Below are 25,865 nucleotides of genomic sequence, written 5' to 3'. Positions count from 1 at the left end.
TCGATGACCGATACGGAGCCAACGAGGGGAATCGGAACGGCCACTCCCACTCTCGCTGCTGCCACCAAAGGCGTGTTGAATGCCCACATGCACGTCGTATTCGCCGACACCCGTCGAGCGGCGAGGCAACCAACCGTACGTTTTTGGTGCTCTACGGGAAACGACCGCTCATGTCACTAGAGGACGACTCACTCGAGTACCACGAGGCCGACCCGCCCGGCAAGATCGCCGTCGAAACGACCAAACCCACCAACACCCAGCGGGAGCTGAGCCTGGCGTACTCGCCCGGGGTCGCGGGCCCGTGTCGCGCGATCGCTGACGATCCCGACGACACCTACCGCTACACCGCCCGCGGGAACCTGGTCGGTGTCGTCTCGAACGGGTCGGCCGTGCTGGGGCTGGGCGACATCGGCCCCGAGGCCTCGAAACCCGTCATGGAGGGGAAGGGCGTCCTGTTCAAGCGCTTCGCCGACATCGACGTCTTCGACCTCGAGCTCGAGCACGACGACCCCGACGCCTTTATCGAATCGGTCGCCGGCATGGGGCCGACGTTCGGCGGGATAAACCTGGAAGACATCAAGGCGCCGGAGTGTTTCACGATCGAGCAGCGCCTGCGCGAGCGGATGGACGTCCCGGTCTTTCACGACGACCAGCACGGCACCGCGATCATCTCCGGCGCCGCGCTGTTGAACGCCGCCGAGATCGCCGGCAAGGACCTCGAGGAGCTCGAGGTGGCCTTCGCGGGTGCCGGCGCGGCGGCGATCGCCACCGCCCGGTTCTACGTCTCGCTGGGCGTTCGACGTGACAACATCACGATGGCCGACATCGACGGGATCCTCACGACCGAGCGCGCGGAGTCGGGCGACCTCGATCCCCACAGCCGGGAGTTCGCCCGCGACGTCCCCGCGGGCGGCGTCGCCGAGGCGATGGACGGCGCCGACGTCTTCGTCGGGCTCTCGGCGGGCGGGATCGTCGACGCGGAGATGGTGCGGTCGATGGCCACCGATCCGATCATCTTCGCGATGGCCAACCCCGATCCCGAGATCGACTACGAGACGGCGAAGTCGGCCCGCGACGACACGGTCATCATGGCCACCGGGCGCTCTGACTACCCCAACCAGGTCAACAACGTGCTCGGCTTCCCCTTCATCTTCCGGGGCGCGCTCGACGCTCGGGCGACCGAGATCAACGAGCCGATGAAGGTCGCCGCGGCCGAGGCGCTGGCGGAACTCGCCCGCGAGGACGTCCCCGACAGCGTGCGGGAGGCCTACGGCGACCAGCCGCTGCAGTTCGGCCCCGAGTACATTCTCCCGAAGCCGATGGATCCCCGCGTGCTGTTCGAGCTCGCGCCCGCGGTCGCCGAGGCCGCGATGGAGTCGGGGGCCGCTCGAGTCGAGATCGAGCGCGAGCCCTACGTCGAGGAGCTCGAGGCTCGGCTCGGAAAATCCCGCGAGATGACGCGGATCGTCCGGAACAAGGCCAAAAGCGACCCCAAGCGGATCGCGCTCGCGGAGGGTCACAACGAGAAGATCATCCGCGCGGCCTACCAGCTCGAGGAGCGTGGCCTCGCCGAGCCGGTGTTGATCGGCGACGAGGCCGAAATCGACCGCACCGCGGCGAACCTCGGCCTCGCGTTCGACCCCGAAGTCGTCGATCCCGACGACGGGACGAACGGCGAGTACGCCGAGGCGCTCTACGAGCAGCGAAAGCGCAAGGGCGTCACGCGGCGGGAGGCGACCGAACTCGTCGGCGACAGCAACTACTTCGCCTCGGTGATGGTCCAACGGGGTGACGTCGACGGGATGCTGACGGGGTTGACCAACCACTACCCGTCGGCGCTGCGCCCGCCCCTGCAGGTGATCGGCACCGCCGCCGACGTCGAGTACGCCGCGGGGGTCTACATGCTCACCTTCAAGAACCGCGTCGTCTTCCTCGCTGACGCGACGGTCAACCAGGATCCCGACGAGGAGACGCTCGCGGAGGTGACCCAACACGCCGCCGACATCGCCCGACGGTTCGACGTCGAGCCCCGCGCCGCCCTGCTGTCGTACTCCGACTTCGGCAGCGTCGACAACCAGGGCACCCGGAAACCGCGGCAGGCGGCCCGGCAGCTGCGCGAGGATCCGGCGATCGACTTCCCGGTCGATGGCGAGATGCAAGCCGACACGGCCGTCGTCGAGGACCTCCTCGAGGGGACCTTCGAGTTCTCCGACCTCGAGAAGCCGGCGAACGTGCTGGTCCTGCCGAACCTCGAGGCGGGCAACATCGCCTACAAGCTGCTCCAGCGGCTGGGCGGCGCCGAGGCGGTCGGCCCGATGCTCGCCGGGATGGATCGGCCGGTCCACGTCCTCCAGCGCGAGGACGACGTCAGGGACATCGTGAACCTGGCGGCGGTCGCGACGGTCGACGCCCAGGAAGAGGGGTAGCGACCCTCGTCGCGCGTACTGGCTCCACATATCAAGAATTACGCGTTCATGGATTCGTACAGCTCGAGTTGCTCGAGCAGTTCCGAATCGCGCGCAGCGACGACCGCTTCCGGGTTCTTCTCGTCCCAGTTATAGACGCCCTGTCCGGTCTTCAACCCGAGATCGCCGGCTTCGACGAGTTCCGCGACGACCGGATTCGGGTCGGTACCGCGATCGAGCGCTTCCATGAGGTACGACTCGATGGCGTAGTGGACGTCGATTCCGGACTGGTCGACCTTCTCGAAGATCCCCATCGACGGCAGCCGAAAGCCGAATCCAGCCTTCACCGCCTTGTCGATATCCTCCGCGCTCGCAATGCCGCGATCGAGCAACGAGAACGCCTCGTAGCACATCGCCATCTGGATCCGATTGCCGATGTATCCGGGAACGTCCTTCTCGACGGTGATCGCCGTTTTTCCGAGATCGTCGAGAAACGCCGTGACGGCCGCCGCGAGATCGTCGTTCGTCCGCTCTCCCTTGACGACCTCGACGAGCGGGACGATGTGGGGCGGGTTGAACCAGTGCGTGCCGAGAACCCGCTCGGGGGCATCCGTCGCAGTCGCGATCTCCGTAATCGAGAGTCCCGACGTGTTCGACGCGAGCACCGTCTCGGGGCTCGTTAGCTCCGATAGATCCTCGAACACCGTCCGCTTCACCTCGAGGTCCTCGGTCACGGCTTCCACGACCAGATCGGCATCCTCGACGACCGGCTCTAACTCGGTCGAGTACGTGACGGCGCTGGTCGCACGATCGAACGCCGCGCGGTCTACGCGGCCTTCGTCGCGCAGCAACTGGAGCGTCTCCCGGATGCGCTCTCGACCGGTCTCGAGTCGGTTCTCGTTCGTGTCGTGTAGCCCCACGTCGTAGCCTTCGCTCGCGAACGTGGCGGCGATGCCGTGCCCCATCGTGCCGGCACCTACGACTGCGAGTCGCTCGGGATCGAAACGATCTGCCATCGTCTCCCTCTTCTCGGAACAACACTTAAAATTCGTGATCTTCGTAGTTGGTCCGTCCTCTCCATACGAGATCGGGAGGTTGCAGGGTGAGGGTCGTCGGTAGTGCGTTCGGGTACCCCGAGAAGTCGGAGCGATCGGCGTCGCACATTACCCGGCTTCCCTGTACGTGTGTCTGATATTTAAGGAGGTAACCGATATGTGATTTCGGAAGAAGGATTGCCGACCGAACGCTACTTTCGCGACGCTCGGCTTGAGGCGTTCGAGCCGGTGTCAGCGATCGCGGGCTGTCACTACGCGCTGCCCCCTCGCTATTCCTGTGGACCGTAGTCCGGACTGATATCCTCGCGGAGGCGGGCCTCCGCGGAGAGCTGGTGGGCGTGGGTGCCCTCGAGCTCGCAGATCTTCGCGGCCCAGGGGGCGATGCGGGCGGCGCCCTTCTCGGTCGCCTCCTGGTGGGTGAGGATCTTGAGGTAGGTGTTGACCGTGATGCCGCCGCTGTAGCGGGCGACCTCGAGGGTCGGCAGCGAGTGGTTGGTGCCGACGGCCTTGTCGCCGAAGACGACCGGCGAGTGGTCGCCGAGGAACAGCGAGCCGTAGTTGTAGAGGTCGTCGACGACCGAACGGGGCTCGTCGATCATCACTTGCAGGTGCTCGATCGCGTAGTCGTTGACGACCTCGAGGGCGTCCGACATAGCGTCGGCGACGACGACCTCGCCGTTTTCCTCCCAGCACTCGCGGGCGACATCCTCGGTGCGCAGATCGTTGGCCTGCTCGTCGAAGGCCGCGACGGCGTCCTCGGCGACGTCGCGGTCGGTCGAGACGAGAATCGGTCGCGAGTTGGGGTCGTGTTCGGCCTGGGCGAGCAGGTCCGTCGCGACGAGTTCGGGGTCGGCGGTCTCGTCGGTCAGGATGAGCACTTCCGAGGGCCCGGCGAGGAAGTCGATGCCGACGTGGCCGAACACCTGGCGTTTGGCCTCGGTGGTGAAGACGTTGCCCGGCCCGGTGATCTTGGCGACCTCGGGGACGGTGTCGGTGCCGTAGGCCATCGCGCCGATCGCCTGGGCGCCCCCGATGCTGTAGATCTCGTCGGCGCCCGATCGATCCATCGCGTACAGCTGAGCCGGCTGGATGCTCCCGTCCTCCTGGGGCGGCGCGCAGGTGACGATCCGCTCGACGCCGGCGACGTCGGCCGGCACGATCGACATCGCGGGCGCGGCCACGAGCGGGTGGCGGCCGCCGGGGACGTACGTTCCCGCGGACTCGACGGGGACGACCCGCTGGCCGAGTTTCACACCTTCCTCGAACTCCTTCTCGAAGCCGGAGACGTGCTCGCGTTGTTCCTCGTGGAACGCGCGGACGTTCGCGATCGTGTTGTCGATCGTCTCCTTCTCGGCGTCGGTGAGCTCCTCGGCCGCAGCTTCGATCTCGCTCTCGCTCACGCGGAACTCGTCGACCTCGACGTCGTCGAACCGCTCGGTAAATTCGTGGACGGCGTCGTCGCCCCGTTCCTTGACTTCCGAGAGGATGTCGTGTACCGACTCCGTAACCTCCTGATCGATCTCGATCGAGGCGCTACCCGCCTCCTTGAGATACTCCACTGTATCGGACATGCTATCGAGTCCGAATAACACGATCGTGGTATAAAAAACATGGGATACGGTCCCAGGAGACGAGCGCCGACTGTCGACGGTAACCGCGTGGGCAAGCAGTTATTCCCCCGGAGGCGCAACTCGAGGCCGATGCACGACGAACGGACGATCATCGTCACCGGCGCGAGCGGTGGTATCGGCCGAGAGATCGCACTCACGCTGCTCGAGGACGGTGCGAACGTCGCCCTCGCGGCGCGGGGCGACGGGATCGAGGAGACGGCAGCGATGGCCGACGCGGGCGAGCGAGCGCTGCCGGTGCGAACCGACGTCACCGACGAGTCCTCGGTCGAGGAGCTGGTTGATCGGACGGCGGCCGAGTTCGGGGGCATCGACGGCGTCGTGAACAACGCTGGAATCGCCGGACCGACCGCACCCGTCACTGAGGTCACGGCCGACGACTGGGACCACACGATGGCGGTCAACGCGAAGGGACCGTTCCTGCTCGTGAAACACGCTGCACCGCTGCTGGCCGAGAGCGACCGCGCGAGCGTCGTGAATATCTCGTCGATCAGCGGGAAGCGCCCGCTCGAGGACCGCACCCCCTACGTGGCCTCGAAGATGGCGGTGATCGGGCTCACCCGCACGCTCGCGTTCGAGCTGGGTAACGACGACGTAACGGTGAACGCGGTCTGTCCGGGCGCGACGTCGGGGCCGCGCATCGACGACGTGATCGAGAAGCAGGCGGAGCGACGCGACCTCTCCTACGAGGAGGCGAAGAAGGTCGTGTTCACCGACGATGCGGCGCTGGGAGAGCTGGTCGAGCCCGAGGACGTCGCCGAGACCGTCTCGTTCCTGCTGGGTCCCGAAGCGCGACGGATCACGGGCCAGGATATCAACGTCGACGCGGGGACGGCCTGGTACTGAGCCGACGTGGTGCTCACGTCTCCGGCTCCGGCTGCTCTCGGTAGGCGTCCGCCAGCGGCCCGATGTCCTCGAGCAGTTCGGTCTGTTTCGTCAGCGAGCTGATCGCGTACCGATCGCCGTCCTCGCCGTAGTCGACGACGTAGTAGGGCGTGTAGACGAGCTCGAGTCGGTCGAGCGACGTCTCCGGTCGTTTGACGGGACGGTACTTTCGGTTGATGTAGCCGAACAGCCAGTCGTCCCACGTTTCCTCTGCCTCGCGCTCGTCGACCGACGCCGGAACGATCCGACCGTCGGGAGCGGTTCGCGTCTCGATCTCGGGAATCGTGACGTCGACCTCACCCGCCCGGCCGGTCGCGGCGTCGATCCCCGCGACGAACTTGACCGTTTTCTCGCCGCGGCCGATCCGATCGAAGACGACCGTCGTGTACGCGAGGTAGTCGGGATAGTAGAGCGTGGTCACCCGCGGTTCGGTCCCGCCGCGACCGAGCAGCGACTCGAGTTTCGAGCGGAGAAACGTCGTGAGCGTCAGCCGATCGGTTCGCCCGGCGGCGTCGGACGGCTCGAGCCGCGGTTCGAAACACGGGAGTTCCATTACACGGGAACAGCCGCGACGATCACTTAGCTGTTGGCGTCTCGAGGTCGCGTCCTCGAGACTGGAGAGCGGCCGAGACTGCGGGTCAGTCGTCGCTCTCGACCCGACCGCCGTCGGAGAGCTCGGTGCTCCCCCGGAAGACCTCGTTGCGGTCCTCGACGGCCATCGGCTCGGTGAACTTGCTCCCGAGGTACGTCGAGACGCAGCTCACGATGAAGCCGATACCGCTCGAGGCGTAGGGGTTCTCGCTGTAGGGGTAGAGGCTGAAGCCGGCGATCGAGTCGTACAGCCCCATCTGCGGGCCGAGGTGGATCACGGCGTACACGGCGAAGCCGGCGACGAAGCCGATGATCGCGGCCTTCTTCGAGGTGGACTCGTCGAGACTACCGACGAAGTACGGACCGCTGTAGGCGGAGATAATCCCGCCGATCCCGATCCACATGAACACCGACAGATACTGCGGCGGCGTCATCACGGCGGCGACCGCGACGATCGTGACGACGACGGTCGCGACCCGCGAGATGAGCAGCGCCCGCTGGTTCACGGCGGGACTCGAGGGATCGCCGCCCTTCCAGGGGACGTACGTCTTGCGGTAGAGGTCGTTCGCGAAGATCTGGGCGACCGAGATAATGAGCCCGTCGGCCGTGGAAATGATCGCGCTGAGGATCGCGACGCCGAGGAAGGCGGCGAGAACTGCGGGTAGCGTCTCGATGAACAGGACGGGAATGATCGCGTCCGGATCCGTGATCTCGATCCCCTGGGCCGCGCCCAGCACGCCGCCGAGGAACATCAGCGGCAGCGTCATACCCGCGACCGCCGCGACGACGAAGAACTTCTTCATGTACTGGGTTCCCTTGATCGCGAAGAACTTGTTCCCGAGGTGGGGCTGGGCGGTGAAGCCGATGTGGCCGACGAACAGCAGGAAGATTACCCACCAGTTGGCGAAGATCGGATTCTCGGAGTCGGTGTGGGTGTCCCACTGTTGGCCCGAGTCCAGGTTCGCGTTGACGGCCGAGACGCCCCCGTCGAACCCCCACCCGGTCAGGAACATCGCGAAGATCAGGATCGTGATCCCGACCATGATCGCCCCCTGAACGGCGTCGGTGATGATGTCGGCGTGGCTGCCGCCGAGGGTCAGGTACAACAACAGCATCCCGGCCGCCGCCCAGATGCCGACCGTGTAGTCGAGTCCGAGGATCGTGTCGAACATCCAGCCGGCGGCGACGATCTGGGACATGACGTAAAACAGCAAGAAGAGGGCGACGAGCGACGCCATCAGTCGAAGCACCGGGCTCTTGAATCGATCGCCCAGGAAGTCCGGGATGGACTGGGAGCCGGCCTCGTCGCCGACCTTCTTCGTAATGCGGGCGACGAGCATGATTCCGAGGTAGGCGCCGATCGGGTAGATCAACGCGTAGTAGCCCGCCTTGAATCCCATGTCGTAGGCCATGCCGGGGATTCCCATGAACGTCGAGCCGCTGGCGACGGTCGCCGCGTACGCGAATCCGAGCGCGAGGAAGCCGAACCCGCCACGAGCCGTCGCGTAGTCGTCCTGCGTTCCCGTTCGCTTCCATCCCCAGTAGCCCAGGCCGGCGATGACGACGAGGTAGAACGCCAGAAAGAGCCAGCCGTAGGTGATCACGGCGTCGGTCGTCGGCATCAGCGCTCACCCTCCGCCGTCGCTCGCTTTTCGCTGCGTTGTTCGATCAGGTCCTCGATCTTCCACACCCACACCGCCACGATCAGGAAGTATAGGACTGTCGTCACTAGTAGTACCTGCATCACGTTCATTGCTATCACTACAACTCATTGGCAGCTACCGAACTGATAAATATAACGATCTTCTGTGATTCGTGTCCGGTTGGGAACACCAATCAATCCGATCGCGCTACCGGCTCGCCATGCTCAGTTCGATCGCGTTCGCCGCGCCGGTGACGATCTCGGGGAGTTCCTCGGTGAACCGATCGTCGCTGAGCCGGTTTTCCGGACCGGAGACGACGATCGAGCCGAGCAGCTCGCCGTCGTTGACGACGGGGCTCGCCACCGCACGAAAGCCCTCAAAGGTCTCGCCGTCGTTGAGCGCGTACCCCCGATCGCGAACCGTCTCGAGCTCCGCCAGCAACTCGTCGGGGTCCGAGACAGTGGTCTCGGTTCGCTCCTCGAGCGGCGTCTCGGTGACGATCTCCCTGACCCGCTCCTCGGGAAGGTGCGCGAGGATCGCCTTTCCGGCCGCGATGTTGTGCAGCGGAACGCGCTTGCCGATCTCGCCGTAGGGCTGGACCGCCCGATCGCCCATCGCCTTCTCGAGGTAGACGCCCTTGCCGTACTCCTCGACCATCACCCAGGCGATCTCGCCGGTCTCCTCGGCCATCTGCTCGAGGGAGGGGCTGGCGACGTCGGCCAGCACCATCCGACTCTTCGCCTGCACGCCGTAGTGGAGACACTTCAGCCCGACGCGGTAGCTGCCTCCGTCCTTGATGAGAAACTCGTGTTCGGCCAGCGTCGCGAGGTGGTCGTGGGCGGTGCTCTTGGCGATCTCGAGCTCCTCGGCGACCGCGGTCGCACCGCCCCCCTCGAGACGGTGGACCGCGTCGAGGACGTCGAACAGCGTCGCCGCCGATTTGACCGTCCGCGTCGAGTCGTTCGTCATACCCGCCGGTATGGGAGTGAGTCACATAAGTCGAGTGATCGTCCTCGTATCGGAACGCGTATCCGCGATCGCCGAACGCCGGTTCGGTCGGAGCCGGTAACGTGGCCGGTCCGTCCGCCTCAACGGCTCCGTCCGTCCGCGGTCGTCGGACGTACCGTCGGCTCGGTGTTCCATCACGATCGATCAATAGTGGGAAGTACTCACGAAGATGGAGGCCGCAAAATAGGTTCTCCCGACAGTATTTACAAAAGTATGCTCGTAATAGGTGGTTCGTTCGTGGTTCCCGAACGATACCGGTCAGGCGAACTCCACGTATCTTTAAGTGTTCGTCCCCGTACGGAGATCCGTGTACGAATCCGACAGCGTCTGGGAGTTCGCGATCGCCGACCGAATCGCGTTCGGGAACGGGTCGATCGAGGAGCTCGGGGACAGGCTCGCGGGCCGGTCGGTTTCGACCCTCCTGCTCGTCACGGACGAGGGGCTCCTCGAGGCGGGCGTGGTCGACGCGGTTCGCGGGTCGATTCCGACGGAGATCGAGGTCTCGGTGTTCGACGGCGTCGAGCCCGATCCCGATCTCGAGGTGTACGAGGCGGCCCTCGAGGCCGCCGACGCCGCCGAACCCGACGCCGTCGTCGGCGTCGGCGGCGGGAGTTCGATCGACGTGGCGAAAGTCACCGGTTCGCTGGCCGGTACCGATCGAGAGCTGCTCGAGTACGTCGCGCCGCCGATCGGCGACGGCGCGTCCGTACCCGAGAGCGAGACGACCGTCGTCGCGGTGCCGACGACCGCCGGGACGGGTTCGGAGAGTTCCCCCGCGGCCGTCGTCTCGCTCCCCGACCGGGAGCTCAAGGTCGGAATCTCGAGTCGACACCTCTACCCCGATCTCGCGGTCGTCGATCCGTTGCTGACGGCGTCGCTCCCGTCCGCGGTGACCGCGGCCTCCGGAATGGACGCGCTGACCCACGCCATCGAGTCCTACACGACCCGCTGGTACAGCGCGAAGCCCGAGCCCGATCGTCCCGACGAGCGCCCCGACTACGGCGGGCGAACGGAGCTGACCGACCTGTACGCCGAGAAGGCGATCGAGCTCATCGGGTCGAACCTGCGGCGGGCGGTCAACAACGGTGACGACCTCGAGGCGCGACGCAACATGGCGCTGGGCAGTCTGCTCGCCGGCGTGGCGTTCACCAACGCCGGACTCGGCGCGACCCACGCGCTGGCCTATCCCGTCGCCGGCGAGAACCACACGCCCCACGGCGTCACCGTCGCCGCGCTCCTGCCCGCGGTGATGCGGTACAACGCGTCGACGGCGTTCGATCGTTACCGGACGATCGCCGACCGCCTCGGCGAGAACCTCGAGGGGGTCAGCGACCGCGAGGCCGGCGACCGAGCCGCGACGGCCGTCGAGGCGCTGGCGGACGACGTCGGCATCCCCTCGGGACTGCGCGACCTCGGCGTCGAGGAGGGCGACGTTCCGCGACTGGCCGAGAAAACTGAGGAGATTCAGCGGCTGCTGGTCGGCAACCCGCGTCGGGTCGATCGGGAGGCGCTCGAGGAAATCCTCGAGAGCGCGTACTGACTACGCCTTCGAACCGCAATGCCGATACTTCGTCGCCGATACCGCCGCTGCCCTGTCCGAATATTCCGGACGACCTCTCATCCATGTAAACTGTTAACTCGGATACCAGAGATCTCACTACGTCAGTAGGCGAATATTACCCGAGAGATTCGCGTTTTCGGCCGAGGCTGTGTCGAAGCTCGACGTATCGGCCACAGCGTCCGGAATATTCGGACAAGATGTCGTCCACCGGAGACAGAACGCTTATTGACTCGAGCGGGCCAGAGTCGGCCAATGACAGCCGACGTGCCGCTGACGACCGTCGCAAGGGCGTTCGAAATACTCGAGTACATCCGCGAGGAGGGCGGGGCCAGCGTGAGCGAGGTGACCGACGCGCTCGACGTGCCGAAGAGTACGGTCCACGACTACGTGACGACGCTCACCCGACTCGGATATCTGACGAACGACGGCGGGGAGTACGATCTCAGCCTCGCGTTTCTCACCCACGGAACCTACGCGAGAAACGGCGTCGCCTACGCGGATCGAGTCGAGCCCGCCCTCGAGGAGCTCGCCGACGAGACGGGCGAGATCGTCTGGTACATCGTCGAGGAGCGCGGCCGGGGCGTCTACGCCGGGAGGGGGATCGGACGCGACGCGCTCCAGCCCTACGCCTCGATCGGCACGCGAAGCGCCCTCCACACCATCGCGGGCGGGAAGGCGATCCTCGCCGCCCTGCCGGATGACCGGGTCGACGAGATCGTCGCCGAGCACGGGCTCGAGCGCCACACCGAGCGAACGATCACGACCCGCGAGGAGCTCGAGGAGGCCCGCGAGCGGATCGCGGAACGGGGGTACGCGCTCAACGACGGCGAGAACATCGAGGGCTGGCGCGCCGTCGCCAGCCCGGTCGTCCTCGAGAGCGGGCTGTACGGCGCGATCGCGGTCGCCGGTCCGAGAAACCGGCTCCGCGGGGAGTACTTCGAGGAGACGCTGCCCGAACTGGCGGCCGGGACCGCAAACGAGGTCCAACTACGGCTTCGAAGCGAGCTGGGAACGACGTTCTCCGAGTGAGCGAACCGACAGTTTTCCAGGTAAATGGGGTAGGTTCGCTTAGGTGAGCGGCATGACCACCGAGGCCGCGAGGACGAGGATCAGCCCGGAGACGGACATGATCGTCGCGACGACGGAGTACGTCTTGAACGTCTCGGCCTGCGTGATACCTGCGATCTTGCTGACGGTCCAGAACCCGCTGTCGTTGTACCATGGCGCGATCATCCCGCCGAAGCCGACGGCCATCATCATGTAGACGGGGTGTGCCGCGAGATCACCCGTTAGCGGCGCCATCATGGCAGCGCCAGTTAGGATCGCGACGGTGCCCGACCCCTGGGCGACGCGGATCACGGCAGCCACGAGCCAGCCGGCGAACAGCAGCGGCAGGCCGAACTCGACGAGGCCGTCGGCGATGTACTGACCGACGCCGGCAATCTCGAGCATCGCGCCGAACGTCCCGCCGGCCGCGGTGATCGCGATGATGTTTCCGCCGGATTTGATCGACTCGGTCAGCTCGTCGCTGAACAGCGAGCGGTCCCCGTCCATCTCCATCCGGAAGAACGTGAACGCCGAGAGCATCGCGGCCGCGGTCAGCGCGAAGTTCGGATCGCCGAGGAACGCCGCCAGGTCGGCGACGAACGATCCCTCTCCCAGGAGGGCGTCGGTGATCGTCGCGGACGCGATGAAGGCGACCGGGACGGCGATCGGGAGCGAGGACTCGAACAGCCCCGGAAGCTGGTCGATCGGCGTCTCGGCCTTCTCCTTGAGGCTCTCTGGCGAGGAGCCCATCGCCTCCCGGAGCGGGAAGTCCTCGCGGCTGTGGAGGAAACGCCCGTAGACGATCCCGCCGAGCAGCGACGTCGGCAGTGCGAGCCCGATCCCGACAAGCAGCGCGAGCCCGACGTCGACGTCGAGTTCGGCGGACATCGCGAGCGGGCCCGGCGTCGGCGGCACGAGCATGTGCGTCGCCAGCGCTCCGGCACACAGCACCGAGATGTACAGCGAGAACTTCACGCCCGTCTTGGCTTTCATCGACCGCCCGAGCGGCGCGAGGAGGAAGAACACGTTGTCGAAGAAGACCGGAATCGACAGCACGTAGCTGCTTCCCATTAGCGCCCACTCGGACTGGTCCTCGCCGGTGAGCGACTGGAAGGCGCGGACGATCCGTTCGGCCGCGCCGCTGTCCATCAACGTCTTTCCGATAATCGCAGCCATCAGGATCGGGATCCCGATCGAGACCATCACGTCGCCGAACGACTCGGCGACCTGTGCGGGAACCGCGTCGAACGCGATCTGTGGCGTCACCACCCCGATCGCCATCGCCGCGATGATCAACCCGACGAACGCCGGCAGTTTCACCCACACTAGCAGTACCACCGCGATAACCAACCCGATAACGAACGGTATAAGCGGGTTTGAGAGTACCATGCACGAGGAACATCAGATCAGGGGTACTTATTGATTAACATAATAGATAGCACATTTGATCGGAGAACGCAACGTCTTACGTTCGGATCGTAATTTACTTGCAGCGTTGTGTCGTCCGTTGACTCATGACAGTTGTCGCCGCGGTCGACAGCGGAACGGGAGCGAAGGCGGTCGTGCAAGCGGCCGCGAGGCTGGCCGATCAATCCAACACACCGCTGCACGTGCTCTCCGTCTACGAGCACTCGGAACATGAACATCTCCTCAATCAAGCCCTCGATGCGGGAGAATCCCTCTCGAAGGAAGAGCGGGCGAGGATCGCCACCACGGCCGCCGAAAACGCCGCGGCCGACCTCACCCGCGAGTTCGAAGCCGTCGGCCGCCGCGGCAATCCCGCGGCGGAGATTCTCGAGCACGCGAACGACGTCGACGCGGAGTACGTCGTTATCGGCGGCCGACAGCGCTCTCGCGTCGGGAAGGCGTTGTTCGGCAGCGTCACGCAGTCGGTGCTCCTCGAGGCCGACCGCCCGGTGGTCGTCGTCCCTGAGGAGCCAAAAGAGAGCTGATCGGTCAGTTCTCCTCGAGTCCGTACGGGTCCGACGGCAGTCGTCCGTCCTCGAACGATAGGGGCTCGAGCGGGCCGACTTCGACGTCCTCGCGCTCGGCGAGCTCGCGGGCGACGGGTTCGGAGACGACCAGCGAGTCGGGCTCCATCGTGCTCGGGATCCGGGCGGCTCGAAGCTCCTCCGGTCCCGCGATCCCGGTCGTCGAACAGGCGACGACGAACGCGGTCGCGTCGTCGGGAACGACGAAGGGAATCTTCGCCCGGTCCGTCTCGCCGCTCGTGACGATGTTGACGTACGTGTCCTCGAAGTCGATCTCTTCGACGTACTCCCGGTGGACGAAGTCCGCGAGCCCGACGCCCAGGGCGTTGCCGTGGGAGGGTTCGGTCAGCGAGCGAACGTACACCCGCGTGATCGACGGCGACTCGGGTTCGTCCTCGCCGTGGAAGGAGTACCGCCCGAGGACGTTCGTGTCCATCCCGGTGCCGGACTTCTCCTTCCCGGCCTCGTCGACGACGAGCAGGTCGAGATCGTCGACGGGGAGCTGTGCGAAGTAGCCCCGGGCCTTCTCGAGCAGTTCGGGCTCGCGCTCGGGGATCTCGGCGGCAGGTACGCCCTCGATGTGGGCCGCGCGGTCGGCAGCGTTCTCGAGCAGGGCGATCCCGCCGACGATCGGCGTCTCCTCGAGCAGGATTCCCGCCCGATCCTGGATGACGTCGGCGAACTCGGTGGCGATCGCCGCGTTGTGCAGCGACTCCGCGCCGCGGTGTTTGCCGAGGCCGATAACCGCGATCTTCGAGAGTCCGCTCTCGACGGCGCCGTTGAAGTCGGTGTGGACCTTCACGCGGTTTGCCAGCAGGACGGCGTCGGCTGCGAGGGCGTCCTTCGCTGCGTACACCGGTCGCCCCAGCGCGTCCTCGCCGACGGCCTCGACGGCCATCGACGAGCGGATCTCACAGCCCATCCGCTCGGGCGTAACGCCGAGCGCCTCGAGGGTCTCGCGCTGGCCCTCGGCGGTCGCGCCGCCGTGGCTCCCCATCGCGGGGATGATGAACGGCTCGAGACCGCGATCCTGTAGCTCGTCGACGGCGGCGGCAAGCGTCGCGGGCATGTCGTGGATCCCGCGGCTGCCGGCCGTGACGGCGACCTCCGCTCCCTCCGGGAGCGACTCGAAGGCGTCGATTTCGCTTACGGCGCCTCTGGCGGCCGCCTCCACGTCGTCGACCCCCTCGAGGTCGCGTTTCCGACGGGCGACGGCGAACCGCGGGAGGTCCGCGACGGTGTGGTCGTTGGTCGCCTGCAGGACGTCCGCGTCGGGGAACTCGAGGTTCATCTCTCACCCCCCGGCGGTACTTTGCCCCGTTCGCGCCGTCGCTCGGCCATCTCGGCGGCGACCTCGACCGCGTCGATCAGGCTCGCCTCGCTGGCGATCCCTTCGCCGGCGATGTCGAAGGCCGTCCCGTGGTCGACGCTCGTTCGGACGATCGGCAGCCCGATCGTGACGTTGACCCCGGAGACGGCGTCGTCGCTCGAGAAGCCCAGCGTCTTGATGGGGATGTGGCCCTGATCGTGGTACATCGAGACGACGCAGTCGTAGCTGCCGCGAGCGGCCTGCACGTAGACGGTGTCGGGCGACTCGGGACCGTGAACGTCGATCCCCTCCTCGGCGGCGCGCTCGACGGCGGGTCGGATCTCGGCGTCGTCCTCCTCGCCCAGCAGGCCGCCGTCGCTGGCGTGGGGGTTGAGGCCTGCGACGGCGATCGTCGGCTCCTCGATCCCCAGGTCGCGAAGCCCCTCGTCGGTGACCCGAATCGTCTCGAGGACGTTCTCGGTCGTCACCAGATCGCAGGCCTCCCGCAGCGGAACGTGGGTGCTGACGTGGGTGACGACGAGGTCGTCCTCGACGAGCATCATCGAGTAGTTCTCGGTGTCGGTGTAGTCCGCGAGCATCCCGGTGTGGCCGGCGTACTCGCTGCCGGCCAGCCGGGTCGACTGCTTGTTGATCGGCGCCGTCGCGATCGCGTCGACCTCGCCGTCGACGGCGAGTTCGATCGCGCGTTCGATGTACCCGAGGCTGGCCTCGCCATACTCCTCGCGGACGACGCCGTACTCGAGGTCCTCGACGGCGTCGAGATCCAGTACCGGAATCGCGTCCTCGGCGAACGTCGCGTCTGCGACCGCGTCGACGGCCTCGATTTCGAGATCCCTTTCCGAGACGTCGACGCCGGCGCGCATCACGCTCGCGTCGCCGACGACGATCGGGTTCGCGTGCTCAAGCAACGCCGAGTAGGCGGCGGCGACGATCTCGCTCCCGATGCCGGCGGGGTCGCCCATCGTTACAGCGACGACTGGTCGCTCACTCTGGCTCATCGACTCGATCAAGGAAGTTCAGACAGTTAACGATACTCCTCCGGTCGCCGAACCCGCCCGCTTTCGTCACGATCGGGGTACCCGCGGCGGGGCCGTCTTCGATCACGCCCTCCGGAATGCCGTCGACGACCGCCTCGCCGGTGAGGGCGATCGCGCTCGCGGAGAGCTCCTCGAGTGCGGCTCGGGCGATCGCTCCGCCCGTCAGCAGCAGTCCCGCGGGCGGATCGGTCTCGGTCGCGTTCGCGGCCGCGACGCCGAGCGCTTGCGCGACCCTCGGACCCGCGTCGACACCGTGCTCGACTGCGGCCTCGCTCGCGCGATCCACGTCGACTCGCGAGGTCGCTCCCGTGAGGACGGCCCGCCCGTGTTTCCGACGGATCGACTCGAGTTCCGTCGCGGCCTCCCGGCCCGCTTCGCGGGGATTCGCGACGGCCGTGGCGGGATCGAGTTCGACGAGCCGGTCATCGGGGACGGCCTCGAGCTGCTCAAGCGTGCGCTCGTTGACGCTGCCGACGATCCCGAGGGCGCCCTCGCCTTCGGGGGTCGCCTCCGGGGGCGACCGCGAGGCATTCGGCACCGACATCGCGCTCGCCAGCCCGCCGCTGCCGACGGAGAGGACCTCGCGATCGCAGCGCCGCGCGCCCGCCGCGATCGCCTCGAGGTGACGATCGTGGACCGCGTCGCAGACGACGATCTCTGGGCTGTCGCGTCCTCGGTTCGCCAGCGTCGACGCGACGGCGTCAGTCCCCTCGAGGATCGTCTCCAGGGAGAGTGTCGTGACGTCGTACTCGGAACGCTCGAACAGCGCTGGAAGATCGGAGTCGGTCCCGTAGCCGGCGTCCTCGAGCGGCCGTCCCTCGACGAGGTGGCGCCCGTTTACCGTCACGCGGCCGGTTCCGGGGAAGGCGGGCGCGACGACCGCCAGCTCCGCCCCGGTCGCCTCGAGGGCGGCGTCGACCTCCCTGACGACGTTTCCCCGTAGCGTGGAGTCGACCTTCTTGTAGACGACCTCGGGAACGGGGCCGCGCTCGAGGAACGACGAAACGGCTGCGGCCGCGGCTTCGGGCTCGAGATCGCGGCTGTCGAGGTCGACCGCGAGGACGTCTGCGTCACTCGAGGACGGTCGATCGGTGTCGTCGGATTTCGGATCCGTAACGACGACCCGAACGGCGCAGCCTCGGGCGGCGAACCCGTGTCCGGTGTCCATCGCGCCGGTGAAATCGTCGGCGAGGACGAGTACGCTGCTCATGGCGAGGTCTCTCGACTGCGCGTACAAAACGGTTCACCTCTCGAGCTACGGACGTTCAGTGGTTCGATAGCTGAACCATCGAGTTGCATTTCTTTCTAAAGTAGTTGTTCGCGATTAGGGGAATATACACCAGAATAGTGGAGTCGGAGTGGTTCACGTTTGGTCGGCCGTTCACCGTCTCTTGTCCGTAGAGATTGGCTGTCTGCATCGTCGTTCCGTTGAGGAGGGGGGACCGATCTCCGCTCGAGTCGTCCGATTCCACAGCCCGTGATTCGAGGATATAGAGCGCTATTAGAGCCGGTCTTCCTGCGAGCGGTCAATCGGTCGCTTCGCTGTCGAATCCACGGTATAATTCGTATTTCCCACAATATAATAACTACAGATCACGTACTCTTTCTGGTATTTCGGCGGAAGTTCGAGACTCGATTGTCAGTCGTCGGCCGTCGCCACCGATTCGATCGCCGAAGACGGCACCGTTCCGTCGTCGTTCCACCCGCGAGCCTCGTAGTACTCCGAGATGGCCGCCTCGAGGTTGGGGAGCTCGTAGGGCAGCCGGTCGTCCTCCCGGTCGAAGCCGCGCCGATTGTTGAAGTGGCGCTCGAGTTCGACCGTCCGCGCGCCGATCTCGAGGAGGTCCTCGCGGTCGGCGTCGAACAGCGCCTCGAGGCGCTCGTCGGTGACGTAGCCGCTGCCGAACGCGCAGACGATCCCCGTATCCCGGAACGCGGCTTCGTTCTCCCCCTCGACGAGGGCCTCGACCTTGCCGAGGGTTCCCTCGGGATCGATGCGGCCGCCGTACTCGGCGGACATCACCCGGGACTCGTACATGTGGTCGCCGCCGCGGTTTGCGACGGCATACGAGAGTCCCTGTCCGTTGAGAACGCGTCCGTCGTGTGCGGCCAGCTCGAGGCCCTTGACGGCGTAGCTGTCGACTCCCAGCTCGTCGTGACAGCGCTCGACGCCTTCGGCGAGCAGGTCGCCGATCCCCTCCCGGCGGGCGATCCGTTCGGTCACGTCGTGGGCGAGATCCGCGTTGCCGAACTCGTCCTCGCTCGCGAGGTAGGCCGCGACGGTGACGCCCGCGGAGATGGTGTCCATCCCGAGGGTGTCACAGAGATCGTTGCTCTTCATGACGTCGACGATGTCGCCGACGCCCTGCAGGGAGCCGAACGCGTAGACCGTCTCGAACTCCGGACCCTCCGTCTCGAGTCCGGTTTCTTCGTCTCGAGTCGGCAGTTTGCAGGCGTACGCACAGGCCGAACAGGCGCCTTTCTTGTACTTTTTCTCTTCGACGGCGTCGCCGCCGATCGCGTCGGCGTGTTCGAACTCGTACTCGGCGAAGTACCGGGTAGGCAACGAGAACGCCTCGTTGATCATCTCGGTGTTGCCGGTCGTCCCCTGTCGGCGCATCAGATCCTCCGATTGCGCCGCCTCACTGTGGACGTTCATCTCCGGGGGGTTCGGAATCTCGACCGACGGGGCCGACTCGCCCTCGAACGTGACGCACTTGACGTTTTTCGAGCCCAGAACCGCACCCAGCCCGCCGCGGCCGAACGCGCGGTGATCGTACGTCATCACCGAGGCGAACCGAACCTGATTCTCGCCGGCGGGCCCGACGACGACGCAGTGCTCGGGGCCGAGCCCGTGGCGCTCTTCGATGTAATCGGACGTTTCCGGAACCGTCGCCCCCTCGAGCTCCGGCACCGTCTCGAACTCGACGCGCGGACGAGACGCCGTCTCGCCGCCCGACGAGTGTGACTCGTCGACCCCGTCGGTCACGTGAACGGCCAGCAGCTCGTCGCTCTCGCCGACGATCTCGAGGGCGCTGATCCCCGTGTCGACGAAGTTCCGGGAGAGGTAGCCGCCGGCGTTCGTCGAGACGAGTCCGTCGGTCAGCGGCGACAGCCCCGTCATGTTCATCCGACCGGTGAACGACATCTTCGACTGCTGCAGCGGTCCGGTCGAGAGGTAGAGTCGGTTCTCCGGTCCGAACGGATCCGCCTCGAACGGGATGCGGTCGTGAGCCAGCGCCGTCGCGACGGCCCGGCCGCCGACGCACGCCTCGAGATGGTCGTCGATGGTCGTCTCGGTCGCGGTTCGCTCGCCCACGTCAACGGTCAGCAGTGGCCCTTTCGCGCGGAGCATGAACGACCAATCACGAATGAGAGGCTTAAGCGTTCGCCGCTCTTCCGTGGAGCGTAGACCCACGCCGTCCGTGAGGCGACGAGTACGCATCGAGACCGTCCCGCCTTCGGGAGCGCATCTGTGGCCCGGGTTCCGGTTCGAGAGCCGTTTACCGTGCCCGTGGGGTGACTCGAGGCGGGCCGAACGGAACGCAGCGCGCGTTTCCCCTTCGATCCGCCCAGACCTATATTTTCAGAAGACTTTCATTGTTATGTGTGATTTTGAGGGTATGGAGTCGCTCAGCAGACGGCAGCTGCTCGGCGTGTTGGGCGCCGGGACCGCCGCTGCCGGAGGTGGGTACTGGTACGTCCGCGGCTCCGGCGCACCGGACTGCCCGGAGTACCTCGAGCCGGACCGGGAGTTCTGGGAGTCGACGTCCGACGCCTGGTCGGAACCGGTCGTCGACGGCGGGACGGTCTTCGTCGGCGGTGGTGCGGGAATCGTACAGATGAGCTCCGGATCCCGGATGTTCCGGCTGCTCGCGCTCGAGCCGAGCGGGGAGCCGAAGTGGGTCGCCAGGCGCGAACTCGCGGGCGGGATCGGACGCCCCCAACCGACCGACGACCGCGTGTTCGCCTCGACCGGCGCGAACACGCTGCTCGCGTTCGGCCGCGAGACCGGAGGCCTCGAGTGGGAGTTCGACGCGGGCGGCAACGTCGAGGGACACATGGGCGTCGCGACGCTCGTCCGAGACGACACCGTCGTCGCCTCCGTCACCGATCCGGATCACGACGAGCTCGAGGGATCGAACGCCGTCGTCGGCGTCTCGGCGAGCGAGGGCGAACTCCGGTGGGCGGTCGAGCTCGACGCACCGGTCTCGAACGGGCTCGCGCTGCTCGAGGGGACGGTCGTCGTCGCCACGCGGGCGGGAACCGTGATCGGTATCGATCCCGCGACGGGGGACCGACAGTGGGAGACCGACCTCGAGGGAGCCGTCGACTGGGGCTCCAGACCGGTTTCGTTCGCCGGGAACGCGTGGCTCCCCCGCGAAGACGGGATGCTGGTTGCGTTCGATCCGGAACGCGGCTCGATTCGGGATCGGATTTCCAGCGACCGGGCGGACGACGAACGGGACGACGAGACCGACGGCTTCGTACAGGCAGTCCGGGGTTCCGACGAGGCGTTGTACGTCGGCGACCGGGACGGCGGCGTGACCGCGTACGACGCCGACGGATCCGAACGCTGGCGGTACGAGGGTCCCGAGCGTATCGCCGCACTCGAGGCGGGAGCCGACGTCGTCGGCGCCCTCGACCAGCGCGGCGTCTACACCGAACTCGAGCCGGAAACGGGGGACGCGTCTCGAGCGTTCCTGCTCGTCGACGTCCGGGGCGACGACCGGTGCGGCCACGTCCCTTCCGAGAGACGTTTCAGCGGGTTCGCCACGATCCGGCACAGGCTCGTAGTCACCGGTCGGATCGCGTTCGGAGCGAGGACGTATCGACTCCCACCGACCCGATGAGCCCGGAACAGGACCGTAAATAACAAGAAACTAACTCCGCGAACGACAAGCAAACCCGAACTTACTCTTGGAGTATCGTGCTCGAGAAATTTTATGCCTCCATTTTTCGGACTGACTTTGATTGATATATAGGAGCCGCGCTCTCGGTTGATAATTACTATATAACAAATAGACTGTCAGGAAATTCTACTATTACGATGACGGAGAAACCCAACGGCCGACGACGGTTCCTCGCTACCTCGAGTGTGACGGCGCTCGCGGCTATGGCCGGCTGCGTAGACCAGATGAACTCCGCGCTCTCGAACGGCGACGACGGGGACGGCGACGGAGACGGAGACGGAGACGGCAATGGCGACGATTCGAACGGTACCGGAACGGACACCGAAGACGGCGTCGAACCTCCCGAACTTGCGCTCGAGACGGAGTACGATAGCCGCGAGGAGTACGGACAGCCCGGCGACGGGCTCGAGGATTTCGAAGAGTTCGACGACTGGGACGTCGTCGACGGATCGGCCGAACCCGACGAGGAGACGTACTTCGACGGCTCCCAGAGTCTCAGGCTGACGGCCGAGGACGGCGGAAACGCCGTCGTCGAAACGGAGTTCGAGACGACGGATATGAGCGATCTCGATCTCTCGATGGCCGTCCGGACGTCGACGCCGGGCAACGTCGCGATCGAGATCCAGATCCAGGACATCTACGGCGGGTACGCCAGCCACCAGCTTCGATCGGTCACGTATCGGACGTCCGATGTCGGCTGGTTCCGCACCTGTCCCGGCTTCTTCGAGCAGAGCTCGACGCCGCTCGAGCGCGATGCCGTCGACACCGTTCAGATCATCGTCCACAACACCGGAGACGCGGAGGTCTGGGTCGACGACCTTCGCACCCACGAGAAACCCGAAGCGGGATACGTGATGCTCTGTTGGGACGACGGCTTCGACGACTTCTACGACGTGGCGAGCCCGCTTCACGACGAGTACGGCGTCAACGCCGTCCAGGCCGCCGTCCGACAGTGGACCAGAGACCAGCGCGAGGGAATCATGACGGTCGACCAGCTCAAGGAGCGCCAGGATGCTGGCGACCAGATCGTCGCCCACGGGACCCATACCGAGTTCTCGGACCTCAGCGACGAGGATCTCGACGACGCACTGCGCACGGACAAGAACTGGGCCGTCCAGGAGGAACTCGAGGGCGGTCACTACCTGGTCTTCCCGCACAACGACTTCGACGATCGGGTGCTCGATATCGTCTCGAACTACTACTACGCGGGCGGGTTCAACCAGGCTGGCGACGCCAACCTCACCGGCGTCACCGGCTTCGATCCGCTGGTGATGCCCCGGACGATCGGCCACGATCTGGAGATCGCAAAGCGGTGTGTCGACCTCGCAGCGCAGCACCGTCAGTGTACGATTCTGAACTTCCACGCCTTCGATCAGGACAACACGATGTCCGAATCGGCGTACGAGGACCTGCTCGAGCACATCGACGACAAGGGCGACGACGTCGAAGTGATCGACTTCGACGATCTCTGGACGATGCGCCGAAGCGGACACTGAGCGAACGCGGCGTCGGCTTGTCCGCCGGTGGCCGACGGAGGTCGCAAGACTCAATACCGAAACCGAGCGTTCCCCGTCGTGGACTATCGATCGACGGTGACGGACGCGATTGCCGACCTCCGAAGTGACGGGCGCGGGAAGATTCTGCTCGCCGTCGCGTTCGGCTGGTTCCTGTCGATCAGCGTTCGGATGATCTACCCGACGCTGTTGCCCCACATCCGCGATTCGTACGGGCTCACGCTCACGACCGCCGGCTTCCTCCTGACGGTGCTGTGGATCGCGTACGCGTTCGGACAGCTCCCCGGCGGTATCCTCGCCGACTGGGCGGGAGAACGCATTCTGCTGATAGCCAGCTCCGTGCTCGCGGCGGCGATGCTCGCGCTCGTCGTCCTCGCGAATTCGGGGGTCGTCCTCTTCGCTGCCACGGCCCTGTTCGGCGCCGGAACCGCCCTGTACGGCGTCTCTAGGTTTACGATCCTCGACAAGATCTACCCCGACCAGCTCGGCACGGCGACGGGTGCGACGATGGCCGCCGGCGACGTCGGCAACGCGGTGATGCCGCCGCTCGCCGGAGTCCTCGCCGTCACGGTCGGCTGGCAGTACGGGTTCGGGTTCGCCGTTCCCCTCTTCGCGGTCGCCGCGGTCGGGCTCTGGTGGACGCTTCCGAGCCAGCCGACCGCGTCGACGCCGCTTCGCGAGCAGTTCTCGCTCGAGGACATCGCCCCGACGCTGTCGCAGCCGGTGGTGCTTCGCGGAACCCTGCTGCTCGTGCTGTGGGGAGTGATCATCCAGGCGTTCATGGGGTTTTACCCGACGTACCTGATCGACGAGCGCGGGTTCTCGGCGCAGACGGCGGCCGCGCTGTTCGGCTTTTTCTTCGCGCTCGGGATCCTGTTGAAGCCGATCGCCGGCCGCGCCTACGATAGTCTCGGCGTCCGAGTCCCGCTGCTGGTGGTCGTCAGTTCAGCCGGGCTGGCCCTCCTCGTACTTCCGTTCGTCGGAACCCTCTGGGCGTTCGTCCTCGTGACCGTGTTCGCGAGCAGCCTCCTCGGGTTCGAGACGGTCGTGATCTCCGATCTCACGCAGCGACTGCCGGACGGGACCCAGGGGACGAGTCTGGGCGCGCTTCGAACCGTCTACCTCGCGATCGGCGCGGCGAGTCCGGTCGTCTTCGGTGCGATCGCCGACCGCGGCTACTTCGACGAGGCGTTCCTCGGTATCGGCGCCCTCGCCGGCGTGATCTTCCTCGTCGTGTTCGTCTCGATCGAATACTAATCGCCGATCACTCAGGGATGTGTTGACGATTCTCAAAACACGGTTTCGCAAGTGAGTAGTGGTGACGCAGCTCGAAATAACACTTTATGCCTGCAGTTCCTTTATCCATACATGAGGACAAAGCCCTATCTTCCAGGCACTCCTGATGTTGAATCGTACGAACCGCTTCTCCAGCGTCAGACCGCGCTGCTCGCCTTCGTCATCGCGTTTACCCTCCTCGTCACGACCGGTCTCGCGCTCGACGTCTACTTCGGCTACTGAGACGGTGTGGGCCGTCACGCAGTGAGGACGGCAACGATTGCCTCTCTCTTTCTGCTCTTTCCTACCGCTTTCGGCGAGTTCGGTCCCATCTTCGGCCGAACGTCGTCGTTCGCTCTCGAGCGCCGTAGCGACGCCTCGGTCCTCGAGCAATCGGGCCGAGAACCGGTCACGCCTCGTCATCGAGGATCGCGTCGAGGTCGAAGTGGCCGTCGGGGCCGCCACAGTCCTCGCCGCGGGCCGGCAGCGCCGAGACCTCGAACGTGTAGGCGCCGGTTCCCGAGTCGGCCGCGAAGGCGAACTCGCGAGCCTCGTTGTAGTAGGCCGACCAGCAGTAGGGTTCGACGTCGTCGATCCCGTCGTCCGTGGCGTAGCGTTCGGTCGGGGTCGGATCGCAGGGATCGGTGATGTTGGCGACCCACGTTCCCTGGGTGTAGCCCCCGTCGACCAGCAGGACCTCGCCGCGGTCGTAGATCACGTCGTGGAAGTGTGTCGTCCAGACGCCCTGGCCCTCCTCCTGTTCGCGGGCGTCCGGCGAGCCCATGAACGCGATCGGCTTCGGGTCCTCGAGGCTCCCCTCGCCCCAGCCGATGTCGAAGACGTGTTTCCCGCCCGGGATCGTATCGAACACCTCGTCACCCATGATCGCGAGGTCGCGTTTCGGTTCGGGGTGGATCTGGTGGGCCAGCTCGAAGCCGGGCTCGCCGACGGTCTCGTAGTCGGGCTGGTCGTCGTAGTCGAAAAAGCCCAGCTGCGTCGGGTTCAGCGGGTCGGAGATGTCGAACGTAGCGTAGCCGACGTTGTCCCCGAAGATGTAGGCGGCGTGGAGCGCGTCGCGAACGGTGTCGACTTCCATGTCGTGGCAGTAGCCGTCCGGCCCGAACTGGGCCTCGACGGTCGGATTCCGGTGATCGCTGAAATCGACCCCGATGATCCCCGGGCCGTCCGGTCGCTTGTCGACCAGGTACAGCACCGTCTCCTCGGGATGGTCGGTGAGCTTGTGGACGCCCGTGTACGGCGTCTCGAGGGTGGCGACGACCTCGGGATCGGTCGGCGTTCCCTCCTCGCAGCTGAAGTCGACGACCTCGATCCCCTCGAGCCCCTCGGTGTCGGCGACGGGATCGTCGAGCGGCCCCTCGTCGTCGGCCTCGAGCGACCGAATATAGATCCCCTCGCGGTGAGGGTCGAACTTGATATCGTTCGAGCGGGTCATGTCGTTTGGCGGGCCGAGTTCGTGAACGAGTTCTGGGTCCTCGAGGTCCGAGAGGTCGTACAGCGAGCTTATCACGTTCCCGTCTTCCGGGAAGCTGCTGACCGCGCCCCACGTTCCGTCCGGGCTGACGTGGCCGAAGGTGTAGGTGACGTGGTCCGGATTCGCTCCCGGCGGGAGCGCCTGTCCGAGCTTGTCGAGTCGGCCGCGCGTCCGATCGCCGCTCCGATTCGTCTCCGAGTCCTCGGCTGCCACGCCCTGGGCAAGTCCCGTCGTTGCGATACCGGCAGCGCCGAGCCGTCGTACGAACGTCCGTCGTGGTGTGTCGACCATCGGTCCACTCGTTGAACCGAACCGACGGCTGGTAAATCGCGACGTCCGGTTTCATCCTATGAAGGAAGCCGGAACAGTAATCCACTGCCAGTAGTTAACTCATGACAGCTTTGGAGCTGCCGAAACGGGGTCCACATCCGAGCGAAGGTGGTTGCCCGTTCGCTCGAGGCCCATTCCAACTCCGTCGACCGAGTAGATT

General features: G+C 65.9%; 20 protein-coding genes. 8 read left to right on the top strand and 12 right to left on the bottom strand.

Annotated elements, in window-relative coordinates:
- Window positions 1-170 precede the first annotated feature (170 nt).
- Window positions 171-2,426, top strand: coding sequence for an NADP-dependent malic enzyme (locus ACFEMD_RS06825; protein ID WP_394740248.1), 2,256 nt, complete (start codon window positions 171-173; stop codon window positions 2,424-2,426).
- A gap of 38 nt (window positions 2,427-2,464) precedes the next feature.
- On the opposite strand, the gene ACFEMD_RS06820 is transcribed toward ACFEMD_RS06825, so the two are convergent.
- Entirely contained in the window at window positions 2,465-3,421 is a 957-nt protein-coding gene (locus ACFEMD_RS06820) for a 3-hydroxyacyl-CoA dehydrogenase family protein (RefSeq protein WP_394740247.1), read from the bottom strand.
- A 308-nt stretch (window positions 3,422-3,729) separates the two neighbouring features.
- Entirely contained in the window at window positions 3,730-5,031 is a 1,302-nt protein-coding gene (gene hisD, locus ACFEMD_RS06815) for a histidinol dehydrogenase (RefSeq protein ID WP_394740245.1), read from the bottom strand.
- Window positions 5,032-5,160: 129 nt separating this feature from the next.
- Between hisD and ACFEMD_RS06810 the strand changes: the two genes are divergently transcribed.
- A complete protein-coding gene (locus ACFEMD_RS06810) occupies window positions 5,161-5,934 on the top strand; it encodes an SDR family NAD(P)-dependent oxidoreductase (protein ID WP_394740243.1) in 774 nt (257 codons plus the stop codon).
- 13 nt (window positions 5,935-5,947) lie between these two features.
- Here ACFEMD_RS06810 and ACFEMD_RS06805 read toward each other — a convergent pair whose 3' ends face one another.
- From ACFEMD_RS06805 to ACFEMD_RS06795, 3 genes are all read right to left on the bottom strand, one after another.
- On the bottom strand, window positions 5,948-6,526 hold the full coding sequence (locus ACFEMD_RS06805) for a hypothetical protein (RefSeq protein ID WP_394740241.1): 579 nt from the start codon (window positions 6,524-6,526) through the stop codon (window positions 5,948-5,950).
- Window positions 6,527-6,611: 85 nt separating this feature from the next.
- Complete coding sequence (locus ACFEMD_RS06800) at window positions 6,612-8,186, bottom strand: sodium:solute symporter family protein (protein WP_394740240.1); 1,575 nt, start codon at window positions 8,184-8,186, stop codon at window positions 6,612-6,614.
- Window positions 8,187-8,414: 228 nt separating this feature from the next.
- Window positions 8,415-9,176: an IclR family transcriptional regulator gene (locus tag ACFEMD_RS06795; protein ID WP_394740239.1), complete on the bottom strand. Its 762-nt coding sequence runs from the start codon at window positions 9,174-9,176 to the stop codon at window positions 8,415-8,417.
- A gap of 346 nt (window positions 9,177-9,522) precedes the next feature.
- Between ACFEMD_RS06795 and ACFEMD_RS06790 the strand changes: the two genes are divergently transcribed.
- Together ACFEMD_RS06790 and ACFEMD_RS06785 are read left to right on the top strand one after the other, a co-directional pair.
- On the top strand, window positions 9,523-10,755 hold the full coding sequence (locus ACFEMD_RS06790) for a hydroxyacid-oxoacid transhydrogenase (protein WP_394740237.1): 1,233 nt from the start codon (window positions 9,523-9,525) through the stop codon (window positions 10,753-10,755).
- A 273-nt stretch (window positions 10,756-11,028) separates the two neighbouring features.
- Window positions 11,029-11,805, top strand: a complete 777-nt coding sequence (locus ACFEMD_RS06785; RefSeq protein ID WP_394740235.1) for an IclR family transcriptional regulator — start codon at window positions 11,029-11,031, stop codon at window positions 11,803-11,805.
- Window positions 11,806-11,844: 39 nt separating this feature from the next.
- On the opposite strand, the gene ACFEMD_RS06780 is transcribed toward ACFEMD_RS06785, so the two are convergent.
- Complete coding sequence (locus ACFEMD_RS06780) at window positions 11,845-13,212, bottom strand: GntP family permease (protein WP_394740234.1); 1,368 nt, start codon at window positions 13,210-13,212, stop codon at window positions 11,845-11,847.
- Window positions 13,213-13,337: 125 nt separating this feature from the next.
- On the opposite strand from ACFEMD_RS06780, the gene ACFEMD_RS06775 reads away from it, so the two are divergent.
- Window positions 13,338-13,775: a universal stress protein gene (locus ACFEMD_RS06775; protein WP_394740232.1), complete on the top strand. Its 438-nt coding sequence runs from the start codon at window positions 13,338-13,340 to the stop codon at window positions 13,773-13,775.
- A gap of 4 nt (window positions 13,776-13,779) precedes the next feature.
- Here ACFEMD_RS06775 and ACFEMD_RS06770 read toward each other — a convergent pair whose 3' ends face one another.
- From ACFEMD_RS06770 to ACFEMD_RS06755, 4 genes are all read right to left on the bottom strand, one after another.
- The gene (locus ACFEMD_RS06770) at window positions 13,780-15,105 is read right to left on the bottom strand and encodes a DUF362 domain-containing protein (protein ID WP_394740231.1); all 1,326 of its coding nucleotides are present in this window, start codon (window positions 15,103-15,105) and stop codon (window positions 13,780-13,782) included.
- Window positions 15,102-16,142, bottom strand: coding sequence for a 4-hydroxythreonine-4-phosphate dehydrogenase PdxA (gene pdxA, locus ACFEMD_RS06765; protein WP_394740230.1), 1,041 nt, complete (start codon window positions 16,140-16,142; stop codon window positions 15,102-15,104). Before pdxA ends, ACFEMD_RS06770 begins: the two co-directional genes overlap by 4 nt.
- A complete protein-coding gene (locus ACFEMD_RS06760) occupies window positions 16,129-17,391 on the bottom strand; it encodes a four-carbon acid sugar kinase family protein (RefSeq protein WP_394740228.1) in 1,263 nt (420 codons plus the stop codon). Before ACFEMD_RS06760 ends, pdxA begins: the two co-directional genes overlap by 14 nt.
- Window positions 17,392-17,820: 429 nt before the next feature.
- Window positions 17,821-19,536, bottom strand: coding sequence for an aldehyde ferredoxin oxidoreductase C-terminal domain-containing protein (locus tag ACFEMD_RS06755; RefSeq protein ID WP_394740227.1), 1,716 nt, complete (start codon window positions 19,534-19,536; stop codon window positions 17,821-17,823).
- 268 nt (window positions 19,537-19,804) lie between these two features.
- On the opposite strand from ACFEMD_RS06755, the gene ACFEMD_RS06750 reads away from it, so the two are divergent.
- From ACFEMD_RS06750 to ACFEMD_RS06740, 3 genes are all read left to right on the top strand, one after another.
- Window positions 19,805-21,034 carry an outer membrane protein assembly factor BamB family protein gene (locus tag ACFEMD_RS06750; RefSeq protein ID WP_394740225.1) on the top strand — a complete coding sequence of 410 codons (1,230 nt, stop codon included), beginning with the start codon at window positions 19,805-19,807 and terminating at the stop codon, window positions 21,032-21,034.
- 197 nt (window positions 21,035-21,231) lie between these two features.
- The gene (locus ACFEMD_RS06745; RefSeq protein ID WP_394740223.1) at window positions 21,232-22,590 is read left to right on the top strand and encodes a polysaccharide deacetylase family protein; all 1,359 of its coding nucleotides are present in this window, start codon (window positions 21,232-21,234) and stop codon (window positions 22,588-22,590) included.
- Window positions 22,591-22,668: 78 nt separating this feature from the next.
- Complete coding sequence (locus ACFEMD_RS06740) at window positions 22,669-23,865, top strand: MFS transporter (RefSeq protein WP_394740222.1); 1,197 nt, start codon at window positions 22,669-22,671, stop codon at window positions 23,863-23,865.
- Window positions 23,866-23,949: 84 nt separating this feature from the next.
- Here ACFEMD_RS06740 and ACFEMD_RS06735 read toward each other — a convergent pair whose 3' ends face one another.
- Window positions 23,950-24,306 (bottom strand): hypothetical protein, encoded by a 357-nt coding sequence (locus ACFEMD_RS06735; RefSeq protein WP_394740220.1) that lies wholly within the window; start codon window positions 24,304-24,306, stop codon window positions 23,950-23,952.
- Window positions 24,293-25,666, bottom strand: a complete 1,374-nt coding sequence (locus ACFEMD_RS06730; protein WP_394740219.1) for an LVIVD repeat-containing protein — start codon at window positions 25,664-25,666, stop codon at window positions 24,293-24,295. The genes ACFEMD_RS06735 and ACFEMD_RS06730 overlap by 14 nt, the downstream gene beginning before the upstream one ends.
- Window positions 25,667-25,865 lie beyond the last annotated feature (199 nt).

The sequence above is a fragment of the Natronococcus roseus genome (genome assembly GCF_043677095.1).
Lineage (GTDB): Archaea > Halobacteriota > Halobacteria > Halobacteriales > Natrialbaceae > Natronococcus > Natronococcus roseus.
Note: the sequence above shows the minus strand (reverse complement) of the source record. Positions and strands in the feature narration are given on the sequence as shown.

What these genes read in the sequence shown, in the direction of transcription:
- ACFEMD_RS06825 (WP_394740248.1), top strand. Translation starts at nt 171, where the DNA reads ATGTCACTAGAGGACGACTCACTCGAGTACCACGAGGCCGACCCGCCC.
- ACFEMD_RS06820 (WP_394740247.1), bottom strand. Translation starts at nt 3,421, where the DNA reads ATGGCAGATCGTTTCGATCCCGAGCGACTCGCAGTCGTAGGTGCCGGC.
- hisD (WP_394740245.1), bottom strand. Translation starts at nt 5,031, where the DNA reads ATGTCCGATACAGTGGAGTATCTCAAGGAGGCGGGTAGCGCCTCGATC.
- ACFEMD_RS06810 (WP_394740243.1), top strand. Translation starts at nt 5,161, where the DNA reads ATGCACGACGAACGGACGATCATCGTCACCGGCGCGAGCGGTGGTATC.
- ACFEMD_RS06805 (WP_394740241.1), bottom strand. Translation starts at nt 6,526, where the DNA reads ATGGAACTCCCGTGTTTCGAACCGCGGCTCGAGCCGTCCGACGCCGCC.
- ACFEMD_RS06800 (WP_394740240.1), bottom strand. Translation starts at nt 8,186, where the DNA reads ATGCCGACGACCGACGCCGTGATCACCTACGGCTGGCTCTTTCTGGCG.
- ACFEMD_RS06795 (WP_394740239.1), bottom strand. Translation starts at nt 9,176, where the DNA reads ATGACGAACGACTCGACGCGGACGGTCAAATCGGCGGCGACGCTGTTC.
- ACFEMD_RS06785 (WP_394740235.1), top strand. Translation starts at nt 11,029, where the DNA reads ATGACAGCCGACGTGCCGCTGACGACCGTCGCAAGGGCGTTCGAAATA.
- ACFEMD_RS06780 (WP_394740234.1), bottom strand. Translation starts at nt 13,212, where the DNA reads ATGGTACTCTCAAACCCGCTTATACCGTTCGTTATCGGGTTGGTTATC.
- ACFEMD_RS06775 (WP_394740232.1), top strand. Translation starts at nt 13,338, where the DNA reads ATGACAGTTGTCGCCGCGGTCGACAGCGGAACGGGAGCGAAGGCGGTC.
- ACFEMD_RS06770 (WP_394740231.1), bottom strand. Translation starts at nt 15,105, where the DNA reads ATGAACCTCGAGTTCCCCGACGCGGACGTCCTGCAGGCGACCAACGAC.
- pdxA (WP_394740230.1), bottom strand. Translation starts at nt 16,142, where the DNA reads ATGAGCCAGAGTGAGCGACCAGTCGTCGCTGTAACGATGGGCGACCCC.
- ACFEMD_RS06760 (WP_394740228.1), bottom strand. Translation starts at nt 17,391, where the DNA reads ATGAGCAGCGTACTCGTCCTCGCCGACGATTTCACCGGCGCGATGGAC.
- ACFEMD_RS06755 (WP_394740227.1), bottom strand. Translation starts at nt 19,536, where the DNA reads ATGCTCCGCGCGAAAGGGCCACTGCTGACCGTTGACGTGGGCGAGCGA.
- ACFEMD_RS06750 (WP_394740225.1), top strand. Translation starts at nt 19,805, where the DNA reads ATGGAGTCGCTCAGCAGACGGCAGCTGCTCGGCGTGTTGGGCGCCGGG.
- ACFEMD_RS06745 (WP_394740223.1), top strand. Translation starts at nt 21,232, where the DNA reads ATGACGGAGAAACCCAACGGCCGACGACGGTTCCTCGCTACCTCGAGT.
- ACFEMD_RS06735 (WP_394740220.1), bottom strand. Translation starts at nt 24,306, where the DNA reads ATGACGAGGCGTGACCGGTTCTCGGCCCGATTGCTCGAGGACCGAGGC.
- ACFEMD_RS06730 (WP_394740219.1), bottom strand. Translation starts at nt 25,666, where the DNA reads ATGGTCGACACACCACGACGGACGTTCGTACGACGGCTCGGCGCTGCC.